The 17765-nt window shown below is 53.0% G+C and carries 20 protein-coding genes and 1 pseudogene; 17 read left to right on the top strand and 4 right to left on the bottom strand.

Annotated features, from left to right (window positions below; all coding sequences use genetic code 11):
* Positions 1-58 precede the first annotated feature (58 nt).
* The 9 genes from AC6I8T_RS10455 (at position 59) to AC6I8T_RS10415 (ending at position 6273) form a co-directional block, all read left to right on the top strand.
* Complete coding sequence (locus AC6I8T_RS10455) at positions 59-481, top strand: hypothetical protein (protein ID WP_497833805.1); 423 nt, start codon at positions 59-61, stop codon at positions 479-481.
* Positions 481-639, top strand: a complete 159-nt coding sequence (locus AC6I8T_RS10450; protein WP_497833804.1) for a hypothetical protein — start codon at positions 481-483, stop codon at positions 637-639. The genes AC6I8T_RS10455 and AC6I8T_RS10450 overlap by 1 nt, the downstream gene beginning before the upstream one ends.
* A complete protein-coding gene (locus tag AC6I8T_RS10445; protein ID WP_497833803.1) occupies positions 639-1721 on the top strand; it encodes a hypothetical protein in 1083 nt (360 codons plus the stop codon). Before AC6I8T_RS10450 ends, AC6I8T_RS10445 begins: the two co-directional genes overlap by 1 nt.
* A gap of 370 nt (positions 1722-2091) precedes the next feature.
* Positions 2092-3423: an AAA family ATPase gene (locus AC6I8T_RS10440; RefSeq protein WP_497833802.1), complete on the top strand. Its 1332-nt coding sequence runs from the start codon at positions 2092-2094 to the stop codon at positions 3421-3423.
* A 660-nt stretch (positions 3424-4083) separates the two neighbouring features.
* A complete protein-coding gene (locus AC6I8T_RS10435; RefSeq protein ID WP_497833801.1) occupies positions 4084-4494 on the top strand; it encodes a hypothetical protein in 411 nt (136 codons plus the stop codon).
* Entirely contained in the window at positions 4484-4966 is a 483-nt protein-coding gene (locus AC6I8T_RS10430; protein ID WP_497833800.1) for a hypothetical protein, read from the top strand. Before AC6I8T_RS10435 ends, AC6I8T_RS10430 begins: the two co-directional genes overlap by 11 nt.
* Positions 4967-5069: 103 nt before the next feature.
* Positions 5070-5375, top strand: coding sequence for a hypothetical protein (locus tag AC6I8T_RS10425; protein ID WP_497833799.1), 306 nt, complete (start codon positions 5070-5072; stop codon positions 5373-5375).
* 209 nt (positions 5376-5584) lie between these two features.
* The gene (locus AC6I8T_RS10420; protein ID WP_497833798.1) at positions 5585-5950 is read left to right on the top strand and encodes a hypothetical protein; all 366 of its coding nucleotides are present in this window, start codon (positions 5585-5587) and stop codon (positions 5948-5950) included.
* Between the two features lie 2 nt (positions 5951-5952).
* A complete protein-coding gene (locus tag AC6I8T_RS10415; protein WP_497833797.1) occupies positions 5953-6273 on the top strand; it encodes a hypothetical protein in 321 nt (106 codons plus the stop codon).
* Between the two features lie 29 nt (positions 6274-6302).
* On the opposite strand, the gene AC6I8T_RS10410 is transcribed toward AC6I8T_RS10415, so the two are convergent.
* Positions 6303-6539 (bottom strand): hypothetical protein, encoded by a 237-nt coding sequence (locus tag AC6I8T_RS10410; protein WP_497833796.1) that lies wholly within the window; start codon positions 6537-6539, stop codon positions 6303-6305.
* Between AC6I8T_RS10410 and AC6I8T_RS10405 the strand changes: the two genes are divergently transcribed.
* From AC6I8T_RS10405 to AC6I8T_RS10370, 8 genes and pseudogenes are all read left to right on the top strand, one after another.
* Entirely contained in the window at positions 6538-6696 is a 159-nt protein-coding gene (locus tag AC6I8T_RS10405) for a hypothetical protein (protein WP_497833795.1), read from the top strand. The two genes, AC6I8T_RS10410 and AC6I8T_RS10405, sit on opposite strands and share 2 nt — an antisense overlap.
* A gap of 140 nt (positions 6697-6836) precedes the next feature.
* Positions 6837-7067 (top strand): hypothetical protein, encoded by a 231-nt coding sequence (locus AC6I8T_RS10400; RefSeq protein ID WP_497833794.1) that lies wholly within the window; start codon positions 6837-6839, stop codon positions 7065-7067.
* Positions 7054-8631, top strand: coding sequence for a tape measure protein (locus AC6I8T_RS10395; protein ID WP_497833793.1), 1578 nt, complete (start codon positions 7054-7056; stop codon positions 8629-8631). The genes AC6I8T_RS10400 and AC6I8T_RS10395 overlap by 14 nt, the downstream gene beginning before the upstream one ends.
* 571 nt (positions 8632-9202) lie before the next feature.
* Positions 9203-9736, top strand: a pseudogene (locus tag AC6I8T_RS10390) (LysR family substrate-binding domain-containing protein); the annotation flags it as partial.
* Between the two features lie 135 nt (positions 9737-9871).
* On the top strand, positions 9872-11089 hold the full coding sequence (gene mlc / locus AC6I8T_RS10385) for a sugar metabolism global transcriptional regulator Mlc (RefSeq protein ID WP_021183193.1): 1218 nt from the start codon (positions 9872-9874) through the stop codon (positions 11087-11089).
* A gap of 104 nt (positions 11090-11193) precedes the next feature.
* Complete coding sequence (gene bioD / locus AC6I8T_RS10380; protein ID WP_208723462.1) at positions 11194-11895, top strand: dethiobiotin synthase; 702 nt, start codon at positions 11194-11196, stop codon at positions 11893-11895.
* A 178-nt stretch (positions 11896-12073) separates the two neighbouring features.
* A complete protein-coding gene (locus AC6I8T_RS10375) occupies positions 12074-13447 on the top strand; it encodes a nucleobase:cation symporter-2 family protein (protein WP_208723461.1) in 1374 nt (457 codons plus the stop codon).
* A gap of 153 nt (positions 13448-13600) precedes the next feature.
* Entirely contained in the window at positions 13601-14950 is a 1350-nt protein-coding gene (locus AC6I8T_RS10370; RefSeq protein ID WP_208723460.1) for a hypothetical protein, read from the top strand.
* A gap of 90 nt (positions 14951-15040) precedes the next feature.
* Here AC6I8T_RS10370 and osmV read toward each other — a convergent pair whose 3' ends face one another.
* The 3 genes from osmV to AC6I8T_RS10355 are packed head-to-tail and all read right to left on the bottom strand — an operon-like array spanning position 15041 to position 17682.
* A complete protein-coding gene (gene osmV, locus AC6I8T_RS10365; RefSeq protein ID WP_021183195.1) occupies positions 15041-16177 on the bottom strand; it encodes an osmoprotectant ABC transporter ATP-binding protein OsmV in 1137 nt (378 codons plus the stop codon).
* Entirely contained in the window at positions 16177-16824 is a 648-nt protein-coding gene (gene osmW, locus AC6I8T_RS10360) for an osmoprotectant ABC transporter permease OsmW (RefSeq protein WP_021183196.1), read from the bottom strand. The genes osmV and osmW overlap by 1 nt, the downstream gene beginning before the upstream one ends.
* A gap of 9 nt (positions 16825-16833) precedes the next feature.
* A complete protein-coding gene (locus AC6I8T_RS10355) occupies positions 16834-17682 on the bottom strand; it encodes a glycine betaine ABC transporter substrate-binding protein (RefSeq protein ID WP_497834292.1) in 849 nt (282 codons plus the stop codon).
* Between the last annotated feature and the right edge of the window lie 83 nt (positions 17683-17765).

Genomic DNA, 17765 nt, shown 5'->3' with positions numbered 1-17765 from the left:
AAAACGCTGGTGGGGCTTGATACCAAATAATTTACCAACCGAATAAGGATTTTTTGCCATGTCACAAGAAATTGATGACGACACCCTGATCAAAATCGCAAAACTCATGGTGGCAGACCTTGAGCGCGGCGATTTCGCATATGCGGCCACCCGCGCCACCTTTCTGGCCTTTGAGCTTATCCGCCGTCCGGAGGGGCAGACACTGGACAACCTACTGCGCGACCCGGAGTCGGAATTCCCGACCCTCGGCGAGGTGGTTAAATTTGAACGCGAGAATGCCAGTCGCGGGCCTCTGATTACTGACCAGTTCCGCGAAGATTCCGCCGACGACTTTGATGACGAGTTTCTCAACTCCATGATGATTGACGCAAAGCAGGATCACCGCCTCAACGTAGCAGGGGCACTCCTGGAAGAAATCAAACGCCGTCACGAACCTGAAGACGTTGACCGCGTGATCAGTCTGTTTTCGGCGGTTAAATAATGAGCAAGCCCCTGGCCCAATCACAACACGAGCTGGCCGCTGGTGGTTCATGCCATAACGCCGGGGCGAAATACCGGCAACCACTCAACCGCGAGCAACGTCGCAAACTGGAAGCTATACGCCGCAAATGCCCGGCGAAGCCGGGGGAGGGATTTTAATGATCACCCGTTTTGACACCCGCCCACGCACCGCGCGCCTGCTGTATGGATTTAACCCGGCCAACTACCAGGATCGCGACACCCGAACCCAGCCCGGCAGCTCTAATTATGACCGCTCAACGTTTTGGGAGGATGTAGTAAGACTTTTCCTGGATGCGAAAGCCGACGACTCCCGGCCATCATTGCGCGAATTCATGGTTATGGACGCAGCCGCCTATGACGTCGCCAAATGCCTGCAACCGTTCATTGGTGCGCAGCATGTCGGCAACTATCGCCGCCGCGATACCGAGAAACCCACCAGCCTGGTGTTTCTGGATTTTGATAAATGCCCGTTAGGCGATTATGAGCGCGTTTGTGAATGGCTCCGCGACCAGGAATTTTCCTGGCTGATGCACCACTCAACCGGCCACCGCTCCGCGCTGAAGGTGGACAGTTACGGCATGTTTACCGATTCTTTCCGGGTGATCATCCCTCTGGCCGAACCATTGGACGGCGACCAGCGCCAGGCGGCCGCGTATCACATGGCCGGGATCATTAGAGAGGAAACCGGCGTCATTGCAGGCCCGGAAAGCTGGAGCCGTGGCCGCATGTTCTATTTACCACCGCGTGGCGCTTATGTGACAACGTCACCTTATGGCCGGTCCAGTGCGCTGGGATTGTGGCGTCCGGGTGGGCTTGAAAACCTCTCCCGTGGCGTTGCCACGGAAAACCACGATTTCACGGCGGATCTGACCGAATTACGCGACGCGCTCAACGCCTGCGACCCTGATGTTGGATGGACGGATGAAACCCCGGATGGAGTCGCGTGTGGTCACTTCGCTATCGGTAGCGCGTGGCTCCGCGCGGGTGGCGACGAGGATACGCTTATTGACTGGATGGCCCGCCGTCAGTCGCCAATGACCGTGGCACCACCGGAACGTTATGACCGAATTGTTGCAACGCTGAATTCAACCGGCGCAGTTTATGGTCCGGCCACGATTTACGCCAACGCGCGCCGAAATGGGTGGCAAACCCAGGATGAGCAGGAAATGAGCGAAGCCATGAAACTGATCCCGGCTAATTCGTGGGTTCACAAACTGTAGTGGTAATCAGCGAGTTAACAACTGCCACAACCCCGCTCCTGCGGGGTTTTTCATATCCTGGCCGCGAATACCGACGCCTTTATCATTACTTTTTATAATCCGACGCATTAGAAAATGTCATGCGGCGTATATGACATATATGACCCGTTACAGAATTGAGATCATTTGTCGTATGCGGTTAGGGTCAGATCCGCCGCCCCGTTGCAGGGGTCGCGGTGAAAAGGCTGGTGATGATGATGCGTGCTGCAACCACGTTGACTCTGATCCGGCCTTTTTACCATCTATCCCCCGGACGCGGGCAATAAAAAACCCCGCCTTGATGGCCTGCCAGCCAGCGGGGTTTCTCTAAATCTCGGTAAGGATTTTATCAATGTCTCAGGACAAAAACCAGTCAATTAACAAAGAATCTAGCGACCTTTTCCACGGCAAAACGTTAAAGGAATGGTCGTCCATGACAAAGCCGGAAGCGGATCAGCACTGCTTTGAGCATGACTTTGATTTCCCAGCGCTGGTGGGGCAAATTGCCGCCGCTGGCCTTAACTTTGCACAGCCCCCTGAATATTCTGGCGACCGCAAGGTTGAGAGCGACCGCAAGCCACGCAAGGGCAAGATCACTCTCCCCCTGGTTTACGGCACCGAAGGCTATGACGACGAGGAGGATTTTCTTATCCGCTCATGGCTCCCGAAGGGCTTTTGCGTCATGACCGCCGCCGCTAAATCATTCAAAACCTTTGTAGCCATCGACATGGCCGCCTCAATCGCCACCGGTACGCCGTGGATTGGGAACGCTGTAGATTGTCGCGGTGCAGTGCTCTATATCGCCGCCGAGTCCGGCAAGGGCGTCATCCGCCGTAAACGCGCATGGGAATTGCGCCGTAAAACGCAGGCCGATCACCTCGTGATTATCCCGCAACCGGTGTTTCCGACCCAGGAGAACTATGAGCGGGCGCTCAGTGAGGCGATCACAGCGGTCGAACGTCAGACCGGTCAAAAAGTTGAGCTGGTGGTATGGGACACCCTGGCGCGCTGTTTTGACGGCGACGAAAACACCGCTAAAGACATGGGTAACTTTATCCAGGCGATTGACCGCGTGCGCACACAGCACAACACTGGCGCGCTGGTGGTACATCACATGGGTAAAGACGTGACCAAAAAAGCGCGCGGCTCCACGGCTCTTGTGGGCGCTCTGGATGCGCAACTGATTATCAACCGCCCGGCTATGGGTGAGGATCAGCCAGTGCAAAAGCCAACTGTGATCATTCGATGCACCGAAATGAAAGAATCAGAGGAACCGGCAGCTATGGCGATTGAGCTAGTTAAACAAAACATCTTCCAGAGCAAGAAGACGGGCCAATGGGTTGATAGCCTGGTGTTGGAGACTACCCCTTGCGATATGCCGACGGAAGACGCGCCAGACGCGCCAAAAACGCAGAAAGCCAAAGGGAACCGCACAAAGGGTGAGGCTGTAGCGATCATCCGCGCCTCTGGCCGCATGATGCGTCGTGATTTTAAACAGGCAATCATTGATGCCGGGATTGCTGGCGTGTCACGCGCCGACTATGTGATTAACGAATTGGAGGCGTGCGGCTCAATCGCCTTTGTTGGAAAAACTGAGAATCGCCGCGCCGACTATGAAATTGTATTCAATGCTCAGCGTGATCCGCAGTGGTCACAACTCAACGCCGAAGACGATTTCGAGTAGGTTTACATCTGGTCAAAATACAATCAACCATTAACCACTACCCTATAGATAAAACGGTAGTGGTTGGTTAATTGAATTGATTCGTTGTCACTCCAGATAAATAAAAAGAGAGTTAGATGACTCTCTTTTTTTATTTGTCGTTCGGGCTTGTGCGGAAAGGATTAACCACTAAATTAACCACAACCATAATGGTTAATTAAAGAATTGAAAATCATGGTTATTTTTTCTATAAACGGGCATTAACCACTATGATTTATCGATAAGTGGTTAATTCGGGTGGTTCAAAACCAATCCAGCCTGCTATCGCAGGCCAAAACCAACCCCAAAACCCACACCAGAGCCGCGAAGCGGCGAAGCGAGGGCCGCAGGCCCGAATCAGCCCACCCGTGGTAAAACCACTGACAACTAACCAGCCAGACAGCGACACCGCTAACAACTGAATATCCCACCCCCGAATATTTTGCTCCGTTACAGATGTGCTTTTTCGCTTAGAAGTCCCTTAAATGGACCTTATACGGCCTTATTGGTGCGTGCGAAGCCACCAGCATAAAGCCTGGAAAAGCGAGTGATTACAATAAAATCAATTGCTTATATAAGACCGCCATCAGCCAGACCACCGAAATTCAGCGACTACGCGCGCGCACGCGTGAGGAAAACACAATGAAACAAGAAGTTAAGCGCCGCAACCGCACCGGCAACCCATTGGGGATGGCGCTACCTGCCGCCGACAAGATCGTTAACCAGGCAATCGGCGTTATTCCACTGGATGAGGGGCAGGAGCCAGTCAGCGACACGCAATTTAACCGAGCGGTGAGAATCATCGAACTGGTGCGCGGCAAAGTTAAACCGGTGCAGGCGGCGGTCAAATTCACGATTAAGCCAGGCAGCGACCTGTTGGAAATTATTCAACAGCTCATGGCGGCGGTTGCACAGGGAAAGATTGCCCCGGATGTTGCCAGCGGTCTGATTGCGCAGCTCAACCACACCAACCGCGCGATCATTTCTACTGAAATGCGTGACGCGCTGGAAGAAATGCGCAAACAAATGGAGGCCAAAGCTGATGCTATTTAAACCTCGTGGGCTGGCCCGGAGCGAGCGCCGGGCCAAAACGTCAAAGCGCCCGGCCTGTGTGCCTGCTCATGCAACCTGGTCGAAAGAGCTGGAACGCTGGTGTTTTGTTAAAGATGACTCGTGGAAAATTTGGGTAGGTGAGTTGCCGCCGTTTGATAAGCCATCTGACGCGCTGGCGTGGCTCTCACGCGTTAAATCCTCAGAGCAATATCTTCGCATGGCCGAAAATAGCGCCTCTCCGAATTCGTTACAGCTCGATTTTAACGCACTAAAAAACACTGAAATTCACATCGACGGAGATAAAGGCACCCCGCGTCAACTTAATTGCGAATGGCTGCTCTGGCTGGACCACCAGCAGCGCGAAAAGTGGTTGATAAATTTCGGTCGCGTATGGGAGCCGGTAGACCGCGCGCGCAAGGTTAATGCACTGCGCGGATGGCTGCTATCACTCGACGTAATCCCGCTGGATTAATCGCCATTAATATTCGAGTAGTGAATATTAACACCACTTAATAACAGTATGATTTTAAATCATTAGTTAAACACCAAAGCTAAGTGATACCAGGATAATCAACATGATCAAAGACGTTTGCCGACAAATCGCGCTGAAGAATCGCCGGTCAATCATCCGGGGCACCATGCGAGTTATGGGTGAGTGGCGCGCGGAATTTAAGACGGCTACGCAGGAAAGCCACGCCGTTTTTATGAAGCCTCGCAAAGGGTGTGAAAAAGAGGTGTTAAACCACGCCGGGAGACTGAACGAGATCGCGTACACCATTCAGCAAACCGTCACCAGGCGTCACGGATGGGAGCCGTCGCACGACGAGATCGCACAATGCGCGCTGGCGCTGGCTTGCGAGTCGATGGCCCCGGAAATCTAGCGACCACTTTACAAATCAAATAGATACAGTGGGTGGCCCCTATGATGATTCGCTGTATTTCCGACAACCGGACGGTTATCGTAATTCTACCGGGCGGGCCATCCTCCCCAACCCGGTCGAAAGTTTGAGCGGCACGCGAGGCCGTCCACCAACAACGCCGCGCCGGGGCGTCAGCGCTCGGCAAACCAATCACACAGCGAGACACTACGATGACCAGTATTTTACAAACCAGCGACTTTCCTGAGCTGCTGAAAAAGCACCGCGACCATACCGGCTTGCGCACCGCCCTGAGCGTGGAAGAATTCGCGCGCTTGCGTGTCGCTGACCAAATCGACAGGGGTGAGCCTGTTATTGTCGATAGCGTCTCAGCCGCTGCTGAGGTTATCTATGGCTGGCTGAATAGTGAACACGGTTTCGCTGTTAAGTGCGAAAACTCCGCATCGCTCCAGCGCGAATTACAGCGCCGTCGCCAGTACGACAAAAACAAGTTAGAGCCACGCGCTCGTTTTCGTTTCCGCCCGTCTGCTGACCGTGGCGCAAATGACCGCGTGATCATGATTAGTCTGGAAGAGTGAGCATGAGCCAGCCCAACGCACAGACCCGCAAGCGGGTTAAAGACACATTGGCCGACCTGCAAAAAGCGGTCGCCAGCGGCGATTTTGAAGCCGCTCAGGATCACGCTGAGATTATTTTCAGAACACTCGCCAACCGAGGAAATTACGATATGCGCGAAACCAACCAGCCCGAAGGCCGCTATAACGCTTTCCACGGTCAGGCCAACAGCGGCCAGCCAATCGCTAAACAGGTGCAGGGCATCGTTGATGATCTGCGCCCGGCCAAGTCAGCGGATCAGGCACAGGCTGAATACCATCAGCGCCTGTACGGGAATAAAAAGTGAGGCGAACCCATGAGCGTGCATCGGACGAATTACACGCCGCCCTGGCTGCGTTGGATGGCGATCACCTCATTGATTGTCACCAGCGGGCTGATCATCTTGATGTGACTACGCTGGAGCGCGAAGCGCGCCAGAAAGCGCCGCGAGGCGCGAGAAGCAGCACCAAGACAACCCACCAGCGCCACGGCGAAAACTACACCGGCCAGGATTATCACTGGTCGCCAGCACATGGCGAATTCCGCCATCAAAAACGAGGTACTAAACATCATGGCTAAGCCGACGGCAGATCAGATTAAAGAGGCGGTCGAGACTGCGATCGCAATTAAAGCGGAAGTTGCTAAGCAGCAACCCGGCAATGGTGAAGCGTCACAACAGCCAATTGCCGCCCTGGCCGCACAATTACTTTCCGGCGCTAACGCGTCGTAACACCGTGAATATTTGGCGCTGGAATATTGCTAACACAGTAATATCAATGCCGGGCCTGATATTTACCAACCAGATTGCCAATCACACACAGACGCCAGCGATATCGCTGGCTATTTTTTAATCAGTCAGTGGTGTCTATTATGTCCAAACAACAAACCCCTTTAACACTCGCAGAGCTTGAAAAAGGGCTAACAACACTTGCCCTTGCCGTCAGTGACGTGCAGCAGCGCGAGCTACGCCTACAGGCTGTTATCAACGAGTTGCAAGATACCCTTGCGCAAGCCGCGAAAAATGAAAGCGCTATTGCCAAAGAGCTTTTCGTAATCCTGACCAGACTGGAAGCCCTGGAGGCACGACATGGTAATCCGTGATCTTCTTGTGCGCATCGGCGTTGATGGGCGGGGGGCTGAAAGTGAGCTGAGTTCTGTGGACAATACTGTCCATAAGGTGCGGCGCGGATTCCAGGCACTAGGCGCTGCAATTGCTGCAATTGGTGCCGCACAGACGGTTCGCGGCATTATCAACCTGCTGGACTCAGTGCAGCGACTGCAAAGCCAGATTGGCGCATCAACAGGTAATTTCCAGACTGCTGGCGCTGTGTTTGATGCGCTGGCGCAGCACGCCAACACGACCCGCACCAGCGTTGACGCCTACGTTGATTCGTGGGCGAAAATGAATCAGGGCATTAAAGGGTTTGGCGGGACGGCTGACGACACAACCAAATTCGTTGATACGCTATCAGCGGCTTTCACAGTTAACGGAACGGCGGCAGAGTCGGCCAACGCTGCGTTATTCCAGTTGGGCCAGACGATGCAATCCGGGGTCGTCCAGGGCGAGGAGATGAATAGTTTCCTTGACGCTCAGGGCACCTTAGCCAAAGAGGTAATGGAGGCTATCGGCGGCACCGTTACCGGCTATAAGAAGATGCAGCAGGCGGGCAAGGTTACGGCCAAAATGCTCATGGACTCGGTCAACGCCCAGCATGAGAAGTGGCTCGCGCTGCTGGAAAAAACGCCCATGACCGTTGCTAATACATGGACGATCATCACCAACGACGTGCGCGTTGGTGCACGCCGCATCAACGAGCAAATGAGCATTATTCCTCGCCTCGCCAAAGCTATCATGACCGCATGGGAAATGCTGCGCAAAGGCACCACCCGGCTGATGAATGCATTGGGCGGAACCGAGCAGGCTTTCTATCACTTCGGTAACATGCTGAAAGCTGTTGGGGCTATCCTTGCCGCTGGGGCGTTGTATAAAGGGCTAATGATGCTGCTGTCTCCTCTCGGACTCCTGCTCATTGGTCTGCTGCTGGTAACGCTGGCGTGGGATGATGTTGCCACCTGGATGGATGGCGGAGACTCGCTTATTGGTCGATGGCTCGGCTCATGGAAAGACGTTAAACCGGTATTTGATGATGCTGGCAAAGCCATCAAGGCTTTCAAGGATGAAAGCATTAAAGAGCTGCAAGAGTTTTACGACTGGTTGGAAAAGGTTGCTGACTTCCTGACTAAATTCCAGAACAGCGCCAACACCCTGCGCGGTATGGTGGGGCTTGCGCCGACGAAAGGATTTAGTGAAGGGGGTGGCACGGAGGGCGGGCAAGGTCCTGGTAGCGATAACGCGCTCACCCGTATCTATAACGGCTTAGGTTTTGGCAGTGCCGACCAGTGGTTATCAGATACCTTCGGATGGGGAAAAAGTTCTAACCCGAAAAGCTCAGCCCCGACGCCAGGCGGTGCCGCAATGGCGATCCCTGGTGATAATGTCGTGAATAACAATCAACGCATCAACGTAACCGTCCAAGTTCCAGACGCATCGCAGGCGGAGCAGGCTGGCAGAAACTTTACCAAAGGCATGGCGGATCAGTTCAATGCTCCGGCCGGGTTCCGGTCAGGATCACAAATCCTTTCGACCATGAGTGACACCTTTTAAAAACCCTGTAGCTGTACCTTTGGCCCGCCTCGTGTGGGCCTTTTTTGTTGATGAGGTGAAGTATCAACACACAACGCGCGCGCCATCTGGCATGGTTGCCTGAATATCGGCGGCAGGCGGTCGATGATTTCTTTGCATTGCGGGACAGGCCGCCCAGGCCGCGCCGCGCCACCACCGAGAGAAAACTGCGTGATACAGTGGCACAGACGCGCGCCGCCAGCCTTGCCAGAACCAAGCCGGTTATCGCCACCAGCGTGGAGACAGGCGTGTCATTCACCCTAACGGGTAGCGCTCAGATCGTGGCCGCTGGTTTTGGTCCTTCGCATGTCTCCCAATGCTGCAACGGCAAGAGAGCAACACATAAGGGTCACACTTTCCACTTTGCTTAATCACCCGGCCCTATGGGGTTTACCCGGCGAAGCCGGGGGAGGGATTTTAATGACCACCCGTTTTGACACCCGTCAGACAAAACCAGAATCGTGGTAAACTTAATGGTAAATAAAACATTACCCCACCGACCAGCAGGATAAAACATCATATTTAAATGGGGTTAAAGACGATTAGCGCGCTAAGAATGCATATTCAGATGCAGGAGATTAACACCCGACAACAACTGGCACCGCTGCACGAAGGGCGTCTCGATCTTGGTGTGATGCGTAATACGCCGTTACCGAGTGATTTGCAGCATCAGCTGTTGCTGCGCGAACCCTTGTGTGCAGTGGTGCACTGGGCGCATCCACTGGCCGATGCCGAGGCTATCTCGATTCAGGCGTTGGCGAACGAACCTTTTGTCTTTTTCGATCCACTTGGGGGCACCGCCTTATATGGCGAGATCCTGGCGTTGCTGCACCGCTACCAGATCAAACCCTTTATTACCCAGGAAGTCGGGGAAGCGATGACCATCCTCGGCCTGGTCGCTACCGGATTGGGAGTGTCGATTTTACCGGCCTCATTCCGTCGTGCACGGCTCGCCGATGTGGTGTGGTTACCGCTGCATGAGGCTGATGCGTTGTCTGAAGTGTGGCTGGTGTGGTCAGCGACGCGCGAGCCGAGTGCGCAAATGGCAAATATGATGAAGCTGTTACAACGTAACGCTGAAACTTAAGCCAGACGGTGCGAAAACAGCCCGACATTATGTGCGACAAATCACATATCTAATCAAATATTTGGCGCTATCCGCCAATCTGCCGCACCATAGTTGCTATTTATTTAGAAGCGCGAAAATAACCGGGAGCAGGGCGTGAATCTGGACAGTCAACCTGGCCACATTGACCAAATAAAGCAGACCAACGCAGGCGTGGTTTACCGACTGATCGATCATTTCGGCCCGATTTCGCGTATTGAACTGTCCAAACGTGCTCAACTGGCTCCCGCCAGCATCACCAAAATCGTGCGTGAAATGCTGGACGCGCATCTGGTGCAGGAAACCGAGTTTCAGGAGCCTGGCAGCCGTGGCCGTCCGGCTATTGGTCTGGTTCTCGATACCCTTGCCTGGCACTATCTGGCAATCCGCATTCAACCGGGTTACATCACCCTGACATTACGCGATCTCAGCAGTCGCGCCTTACAGGAAGATCGTCTGCCACTGATTGCCAGCCCGGACAAACCGCTGTTGCAGGAGCTACAGGAGCTGGTTGATGCCTTTTTTATTCGCCATCAGAAACAACTTGAACGTCTGACAGCCATCGCCATCACCTTACCCGGCTTGATCAATGCGGCCTCGGGGGTGGTGCATCGTATGCCCGGTTACGCCATTCAGGATATGCCGCTGGGCGAAACCCTGTCGCAACGCACCGGCGTGCCGGTGTTTGTCCAGCACGATATTTCTGCCTGGACGCTGGCCGAATCGCTGTTTGGCGCGTCGCGCGGTGCGCAGGACGTCATCCAGATTGTGATTGATGAAACCGTGGGTGCCGGGGTGATTACTGGCGGGCAGCTGCTGCACAAAAGCGGGCGGGCGCTGGTGGAAATTGGCCATACCCAGATTGATCCCTATGGTCAGCAGTGCTACTGCGGTAATCATGGCTGTCTGGAAACCGTGGCCAGCATCGGTAGCCTGCTCGGCCTGGCAGCGCAGCGTTTACCCGCTCAGCCGGAAAGCCGTTTGCACGGTGTGCCGCTGACCATTGAAGCCCTGTGTCAGGCCGCCCAGGAGGGTGACCGTCTCGCGAGTGATGTGATTGCCGGTGTCGGGCACCATATCGGTCGCATGTTGGCGATGATGGTGAATATCTTCAACCCGCGACAAATTCTTATCGGCTCGCCACTGAATCTGGCCGCCGACGTGCTGTTTCCTGCCGTGAGTAGCACCATCCGTCAGCAGGCGTTACCGGCCTATAGCGATGAAATCCAACTGGCTCCCACCGCGTTTAACGATCCCGGCACATTAGGTGCCGCGGCGTTAGTGAAAGATGCCCTTTATTCCGGTTATCTGCTGATAAAACTGCTTCAGGGCTAATCCGCCCGCCTTAAGTTTGTTCTAACGCAATCTGTCAGGTACGACATTTCCTTAAACTGCTCCTTCGTCACCTCTGGTTCACATCGCTAAACGAAGGAGGAAGGGTGAAAACACTCTTTATCACCGGTACCGACACCGCGGTGGGCAAAACCGTGGTTTCTCGCGCGCTGTTACAGTGCTTTGCACAGAATGGTCAGTGCGCCGTAGGTTATAAACCTATTGCCAAAAGTGCTAAACCCACCCCTGAGGGTTTACGCAACAAAGATGCGCTGCTGTTGCAGCAGGCTTCGGGCCTGGCATTACCTTATGCCGCTATTAACCCCATTACCCTGGAAGAGGATGAAATCAGCACCAGCCCAACGCACCAAATTGATTACCCGTTGCTGAGTAAGGGACTGGCCGCATTGCAGGATCGTTCGCCGCATGTGGTGGTGGAGGGCACAGGCGGCTGGCGCAGCCTGATGAATGATCTGCAACCGCTGTCAAATTGGGTCAAAAAGGAGCAATTACCGGTTGTGCTGGTGGTGGGCATCAAAGAGGGATGCATCAGCCACGCTTTACTGACCGCAGAGGCAGTGGCTCAGGATGGTTTACCGCTGGTCGGTTGGGTGGCAAATCGTATCAACCCTGGCCTTGCGCATTATGCTGAAATCATTGATGTACTGAGTGAAAAACTGCATGCCCCTTTGTTAGGTGAGTTGCCTTACTTACCCCGTGCCGAGCAACGAGAGCTAAGCGGCTATCTCGATCTATCCTTGCTTGCGACGCATGTTGCGCACAACGACAGTGCAAAACCTGCGGCATGATGAAACGAAAAGTGGCAAATGATAATCGGCTGAATCTAAGGTTGCAGATTCAGCCGTATTTTTTTGTTGATTAATCTCTTTTAAATTCAATGATATGTTAAAAATATCACTGAATCTTATTGCTCTGGCGTGATTCATGCATCAGCTGGTCTGATGAATTTACTGCCGGAGCACCGTTATGTCGCACTCAGATGAAAAAGGTTTGCTGTATGGGCTGGAACAACGCATTGGCCCAGCCCCCGCATTTTTTGCCGCACTGCAACATGTGCTGGCAAGCGTGGTGGGCATTATCACGCCACCACTGATTATCGGTTCGGTATTGGGGTTACAGGCTTACATTCCTTATCTGATTAGCATGTCGTTATTGGTTTCAGGCCTGGGAACCTTTATTCAGGCGCGCCGTTTTATGGGTGTCGGTGCCGGGATGATCTGCCTGCAAGGCACCAGTTTTGCGTTTCTTGGCGTGATCTTATCCGGTGGCTTGATGGTGAAAGCGCGGGGCGGTTCACCAGAAGACATTATGGCGATGATTTTTGGCTGTAACCTGATAGCCGCATTAATCCCGATGTTGATTAGCCGCTGCATTGCGCCGTTGCGTAAGGTGCTGACGCCGGTAGTCACCGGTACGGTGATTACCCTGATTGGTATCAGCCTGATCAAGGTCAGCATCACCGACTGGGCGGGTGGTCACAATGCTGCCGATTTCGGCGCTCCGTGGAATCTGGCGTTGGGGGCGTTGACCTTGCTGGTGATTGTGGCGTTGAACCGTTCGCGTAATCGCTGGGCGCGCTTAGTGGCCGTGGTAGCGGGCATCGCAGTGGGTTGTATCGCCGCCGCCCTGACCGGCCATCTGCAACTTAAACCGATGGCCGAAAGCAGTTGGTTGGTGATGCCGGGCTTCTTCCGCTTTGGTTTTAATTTTGACTGGGCGATCTTTGTGCCGATTGCGCTGGTATCGGTGATCAGCGTGATCGAAGCGGTCGGGGATTTAACTGCCAACTGCCTGTTATCGCGTCAGCCGATTGAGGGCGAGGGTTTTCAGCGCCGCCTGCAAGGCGGTATCCTGGCGGATGGTATCAGTTGTGTGCTGGCCGCGATGTTCTCCGCATTTCCCAACACCACGTTTGCCCAAAACAACGGCGTGATTCAGATGACCGGCGTCGCCAGTCGTTATGTGGGGATGGTGATTGGTTTGATGCTGGTGCTGTTGGGTATTTTTCCAGTGATTGGCAACCTGTTGCAGCAAATTCCCGCCCCCGTGCTGGGCGGAGCGACGTTGGTGATGTTCGGTAGCGTGGTGGCTGCCGGTATCCGGGTAATGACACAGTCGCCGCTGGGTCGCCGCGAAATGCTGATTGTGGCCGTCTCTTTCGGCCTGGGCCTGGGAGTGGAAGCCGTGCCGGATGTGCTGAAACAGTTCCCGATGCTGGTAACCAATCTGTTTGGTCATGCGGTGACAACCGGCGGGATTCTGGCGATTGTGCTGAACGTGATTTTGCCCACGGAGCAAAGTCATCAGCCCCTCGCTTCAGCAGCAGAAGAGTCACATTAAGTGTCAGTGCCAGAGCGCAACATGAAGAGAATACTCAGATAAAAATCAGCATTTGATTATCCTGATTATTGAATAATGAAGAGCCAATACGGTCAACATTCAGTTTTAATGTTGACCGTATTCGCACTCACTTAATCTTAATTAAGGATGAATATGATTACATCAACAGGAGCAACAGAACCAACAGCAACGCCCGCTTCGTTGATTAGCCCGGACAGCAGCACGACCTGGTTAATCAACAGATGCATCAATACAACCGAGATACCTGTTACGTTCACGCGTCCCACCACAACATCAGTGACCGAAATTCATTCAACAGCCCAAAAAACCGTTAAAACTATTTTTACCAGACTACGCATCAAGCCTACCGACCTGCGTAAACATGCCTATATGGAGACACAAGACTTATGCATTGCGTTATTTAATAAATATAAGATGTTCGAAGACGGCTGCCTGAAGATCGCAGAGAGACTGACAGAAAGTAAACATATCACGGCTTTTGAAATGCGAGCCTCACAGATATTAACTGCTTTTAATTTCTACCAAAGAGAAAGCCATGATGATAGAACTCTGCATGATAAAAAAGAAATAGACATTGCCCTGTTCTATAGCATGGAAAAAATTCTGTCATCTCCGGTTGATATTGAATGCTTCAAACAGCGCCTTGCTGTGGAATATCCACTTTCAATTGATGAACTGAATAGCCTTACCGACAGGGTGATTAACGATATCGATAGTCGATTTCTGACAAATTATCTGCGTGTCGAGCTACCCGATCACACTGACAACACTGGGCGCGCTAAAGGTCATCACGTTTGCAATTCACCATTGGATGTCACCCTGAGTGAGGTCGTTGAGATAATCAGTGACGTGAATACGCAGCACAGAAAAGTTGTCATCGTTTTTGACTTTGACGATACGCTGGCGCGCGGACATGGCCCGGTTATCGTTGGTGGTACCAATCCAGAGGCAGTAAACCTTAGCAAGTCAGATGACATTCAAGGCTCATACCTTGATAAAATCGAACGAGTCATTAAACAACTCAATACACTAGACAATCTCAGTGTTTTCACTTGCATCATCTCATCGCGGCCACTTATTACGGATTGTATGATAGATATCGTCTCATTTTTAATTAAAAACAAAATTGGACATTTTTTTGGTCTCGACCAATGTGTTGACCTGGAGGGGATGAAAAATGAAATAAGAAGCGAGGTAAATAACCTGAAAAATGACAGTGCCTGTTTGCGTTATAAGAATATTTTCCTGAGCAATGAAAAACCAAAAATCACCATTATCAATGGCATTATTACTCAACTTGGTAGTGAGAAGGGCGCAAGTCATGAACAGTTTTTGTCGGTATTACTGGATGATAGTGAAATAAATGCAGATGAGGCAATGGCCTTTATGTTCGCTAATAAGAAATCAGAGGAAAGATCATTCCAGCATATCGCAATTAAAAGCTTTAGGGTTGGCATAAGATCATTGCATTATCGCGAATAAAGCAGCAGCAACCAGGTAGATAGCTGATCTGACAAATAACGGATAAAGCGGGTGTTATTGTCAGATCAGGTGAATGCAAGGCAATCCCTCTCAGGGATTTAACCGCCGCCGCGTCCGGCCGGAGCTCAAATAATCCGCAATATAATCCTGCGAAATTTCGCCACTGTAGCGGCCCTCTTCATCGACAATCGGCATCCAGACCAGATTGTGTTCATACAACTTCGACAGCACCACGCGCAGGTTTTCTTCCGCCTTGCCGGTGACGGTGAAGGTATGCAACATCTCTTCACAGCGACCACTGGCACCACGCGCTTCGCGGCGTTTGACAAATCCCAGCGGTTTACCGTCGTTATCGACCACCGTCACTGAACGCATATCGTTGTCGTCCATAGTGGCAAAGGCCTCGGCGAGTGGCGTGCTGCGCTGCACGGTGATGGTCGGTTGTTGATCGGTGACATCGCCCGCCTGTACCAGCAACAAACGTTTCAGCGTGCGGTCCTGGCCGACAAAAGATCCAACAAAGTCGTTGGCGGGCTTTGCCAGCAGCTCATCCGGGCTGGCGCACTGAACGATTTTTCCCTGACCAAACACCGCGATGCGGTCGCCCAGCTTGAGTGCCTCATCAATGTCATGGCTGACCAGCATCACGGTCTTTTTCAACTGCCGCTGCATATCAAGAAACTCGTTCTGGATCACCTCACGGTTAATCGGATCGACCGCGCCAAAAGGTTCGTCCATCAGCAGCACCGGTGGATCTGCTGCCAGTGCACGGATCACGCCAATGCGCTGCTGTTGACCGCCCGACATCTCACGCGGGTAGCGATGCAGAAACTTCGTCGGGTCGAGCGCCACCATACTCATCAGTTCAGTGGCGCGCTCACGACAACGCTTTTTATCCCAGCCCAACATGCGCGGCACCACGGTGATGTTTTCTTCAATAGTCATATTCGGGAACAGACCAATTTGCTGAATCACATATCCGATGTTACGGCGCAGCGTCACCGTATCCTGGGCGCTGGTATCTTCACCGTTAATCAGGATGTTGCCGCTGGTCGCCGGGATCAAACGGTTGATCATCTTCAGCGTAGTGGTTTTGCCACATCCGGAAGGGCCGAGCAGCACGCACATTTCCCCGGCGGGAACGTCAAGGCTGACGTTATCAACGGCGTTAAAGGTCGTACCGTTTTTCTGGGTAAAGGTTTTCGTCAGGTTTTCCAGTTTAATCATTAGCGAATCCCCTTTGGAGTCAGCGCTGACTGCAAACGATGCAGCAGCCAGTCAAGCACAATAGCCAGCAAACAAATCATCAACGCACCGGCAATTAACATACGAACATCGCTGCCGCTGATACCATCCAGCAGCTGTAAACCCAAACCACCCGCGCCGATCACCGCAGCAATTGCCATCACGCCGACATTCATCACCACGGCGGTGCGGATACCGCCAAAAATCACCGGCAGCGCCATGGGGATTTCAACCCAGCGCAAACGCTGCCAGAAGGTCATGCCAATACCACGACCTGCTTCACGCAGACCCGGCGGCAGGTTTTCCAGCGCGGTGTGGGTGTTGCGCACGATGGGCAGCAGCGAATAGAGAAACACGGCGGTAATGGCAGGCAGGGCACCAATTCCCTGACCGATCAGCGAAAACAATGGGATCATCAAACCAAACAGCGCGATAGTTGGAATGGTCAGCACAATGGTGGCGATGCCCAAAACCGGCGTCGCCAGCCATTTAAAGCGCACAATCAGAATCCCCAGCGGGACGCCAACCAAGATGGCAAAACCGACCGCCACCAGTACCAGCCAGGTATGTTGCCATGTCAGAGCCAGCAGGCTGTCCCAGTTATCCATGATGTAATGCAGGGTATCCATCACGCCTCCTTACAGCATGTTTTTTGATTTGAGAAAATCACGCGCCACCTGTTCAGGTGACTGGTGATCGATATCGACGCGCTTATTCATTTCGGTAATCGCTGCGTCGGTAATCAGCGGTGACAGTTGATTCAACGCTGCCGCCAGTCCGGGATGGCTCTCCAGCACATCTTTACGCACTACCGGCGTGACGTTGTAACTTGGGAAGAAGTGCTTATCATCTTCCAGCAGCTTGAGATCAAAGCCTTTTACTCGCCCGTCGGTGGTGTAGATCAGCCCCGCATCGACAAACCCTTCTTTGACGGCGTTGTACACCAGCCCAGGGTCCATCTGCCGAATCTGTGGGCGGTCAAGCGGCATGTTGTAGGCTTTTTGCAGCGGAACAAGGCCATCTGAACGCCCGGCAAACTCCAGATCCAGGCCCAGTTTCCAGTTATGGTCCGGGTCGGTTTTACGAATCTGCTCCAGCTTTGCCACCAGTTGCGACATGGTGCTAATGCCTTCCTTGTCAGCCCTGGCGCGCTGCATGGCAAAGGCGTAGGTGTTGTTCATCGGTGCCGGGTCGAGCCAGACCAGTCCCAGCTTGCCGTCGAGTTGTTTCACCGTGTTATAGGCTTCCTGTGACGACATCGGTTTGGTGATGTGATTGAAGATGATCAGTGAGGTGCCGGTGTATTCCCACGTCATATCAATCTGTTTGTTAATCATTGCGTTACGACCGATAGTGGTCGCGATATTGGTTTTCGGGATCACCTGAAACCCTTTCTTTTCCAGCCACATTACCGTCATGGCGGAAAGGATGTGTTGCTCGGTAAAACTTTTGGTCGCCATCACCAGCGGTGTGGCAGCAGCAGCCATCTGGCTAAGCGCCAGGGTGGCGGTCAGAACCAGCGCGCTGCGTTTTATCCAGCGCGCAAATCGGTTGGCAGTGGCCATCACAA

It is taken from the genome of Pantoea sp. X-Soil-OKNW-556, assembly GCF_059730695.1.
Note: the sequence above shows the minus strand (reverse complement) of the source record. Positions and strands in the feature narration are given on the sequence as shown.